The sequence below is a fragment of the Flavobacterium laiguense genome (genome assembly GCF_003097655.1).
Classification (GTDB): domain Bacteria; phylum Bacteroidota; class Bacteroidia; order Flavobacteriales; family Flavobacteriaceae; genus Flavobacterium; species Flavobacterium laiguense.
In genome coordinates, this window is sequence record NZ_QCZH01000050.1 from 1 (window position 1) to 2,424 (window position 2,424).

Here is a 2,424-nt window from a genome sequence, read left to right on the forward strand (position 1 = left end):
TGTTGAACTGACACCCTGCGGGTGAATCGTATACTGCTCAAAAATAGCTATATTTATTTGTAAATCAATACTTATAGATATGAATGTTTTTAAAAAAGTGAATTAGGAAAAGTCCCCTTAAATCCTGTTGCTTGCGAGCTACTTTTGGAATTGTCCAATGTTATGAATGCCAAAGGCTATGCACCCAAGAGTATCGTGAACTACCTTCGGGAAATGCGCTATCTCTTTGCCCATTTCCACGATCAACACCCAAGGGATTTGGTTCACAAAGACCTCGTCGGTTATCTTAATTTCGTTAAACGGGAACACGGAGTGGGGCGTGATAAATGCCGTCTTTTTGCCGCTGCGGCCAGTTTTTTCTACAAGCACATTTTTAGAACCCCACTGGTTTTTGCTTCCGAATTATACCCCCGAAAAGAGTTCAGACTTCCCGAGATTCTCTCCCAAGAGCAAGTGATTCACTTGTTGGAGAGTATCAAAAATCCCAAGCACAAATTGGTCATAGGATTGTTTTATGGCACAGGAATGCGTCTTGGGGAGCTCTGCGGTTTAAAAATGGAATGTATCGACCGCAAGAATTTTCAAATCAAAATTGAGGGTGGTAAAGGTAACAAAGACAGATTCACGCTTTTGCCCAAGCATCTACTGCCGGAAATGGAAGCTTATTACCGCCACTATCGCCCCAAAATCTACCTATTTGAAGGGCATAAATTGGGATTACCACATAATGAGCGCAGTATACAGGACGCAGTGCGCAAAGCCATGAAAGATAGTGGACTCGAAAGATTCGGTTTTTCTTCGCATTCGCTTCGGCATTCATTTGCCACACATTTGCTCGATCAAGGTAATGATATTCACACCATCAAGGAACTTTTGGGACATTCCAAAATCGAAACCACGATGATTTATTTGCATCTGCAACAAAAGAAACGCGCTGCACTTTGTTCGCCGTTGGATTTTTTATTAAACACAAATGAATGACTTGCAAAGGGTATTTCTAGAGGCTTCTACCAAAGGGTTTAACGCTTATTCTAAAGGTGTTTTCGATCAATTAACTCGTTGTCATACTGCCAAAATGGGATATCACAGGTTGCGTTGCGATGATACAACATGCCGAAAAGAACAATTTCAATACCACAGTTGCGGCAACCGGCATTGTCCGAATTGTGGCGGACTCAAACGCGAACAATGGATTGATAATCGAATGAGTGAATTGTTACCCACGCCTTATTACCACTTGGTCTTTACTCTGCCACACGAATTCAATCCGCTGATTATTCGCAACAGAAAAGTGTTGTTCAAGCTGCTTTTTGACGCCGCTTCCCAAACCATTCTAAATCATGGTAGGATGCCCAATTATCTGGGTGCCGATTGTGGAATTACGATGGTTTTGCATACCTGGGGACAGCAACTCAATTTTCATCCCCATGTGCATTGCATCGTTACTGGTGGTGGTTTTGATGGGCAAAAATGGGTGCAAGCCAAACGCGTAAAAGACAACTTCTTGTTTCCAGAAAAGAGTTTGAGTAAGATGTACAAAGGCATTTTCCTGAAAAGAATCCAAAAGATGGAGTTGCAAACCCAAGGTTTGGATTTGGGGAATATTGTAAACGAAGTGGATAAAAAACGCTGGAATGTGTATGCCAAAGCCCCTTTTGGAGGACCAAGTCAGGTGGTGGAATATTTGGGACGCTACAGCCACAAAATTGCCATTACCAAGCATAGAATCGTCTCGGTAACCGATACGCACGTCAACTTTCGATACAAAGATTATGCCGATGGTGATAAAACAAAAATAAAACCCATGTTGCGAGACGAGTTTTTACGACGATTCGAAATGCACATACTGCCCAAACGTTTCACCAAAATCAGGCATTACGGTTTTATGCAGAATCACGGAAAACGAACGAGATTGCAGCAAATCAGGCAATATCTACAACTCAAGCCAATAACTCAAATGGTGCAACTCCCCGTAGCGATCAGAATGTTGGAAAAGTATGGAAAGGACATTTTCAAATGCCCCTGTTGCACCCACGGTCGTTTGCGTATCATAAACACGGTTCGGTATTTTAAAACCCAAACGCAAGACATTAAAGAAATAGAGAGAATAATAAATGCCAAAAACAAGGCTTCGCCTTTTGGATAGGAACCGCAAAAACAGCGAGTGGTTCCAAAACAGACCGAAAATAAAAAAACCAATTATGGGTAAGGGAAACTCTGTCCCAAAAAGAAAAAAAAGATAGCATTCTTGCTTTTGATTACCTCAAAAAAAAATCAAAAGAAAACCCAAAAGCTACTAATCCCCCTATCGAGAAAACCCAAAAAATGGGGCACTCAGTCAACACAAACTAAACAAGAAAAGCCCCGGAATCTTTCAAATTCGGGGCTTGCTAAGGGCTTTTCTCGCCTAGTTTGCTAAATGTT

The 2,424-nt window shown here is 41.6% G+C and carries 2 protein-coding genes; both read left to right on the plus strand.

Annotated features, from left to right (window positions below):
* The first annotated feature begins 150 nt into the window (after positions 1 to 150).
* The gene (locus DB891_RS17355) at positions 151 to 981 is read left to right on the plus strand and encodes a tyrosine-type recombinase/integrase (protein ID WP_223256137.1); all 831 of its coding nucleotides are present in this window, start codon (positions 151 to 153) and stop codon (positions 979 to 981) included.
* Entirely contained in the window at positions 974 to 2,146 is a 1,173-nt protein-coding gene (locus DB891_RS17360; RefSeq protein ID WP_223256136.1) for an IS91 family transposase, read from the plus strand. The genes DB891_RS17355 and DB891_RS17360 overlap by 8 nt, the downstream gene beginning before the upstream one ends.
* Positions 2,147 to 2,424 lie beyond the last annotated feature (278 nt).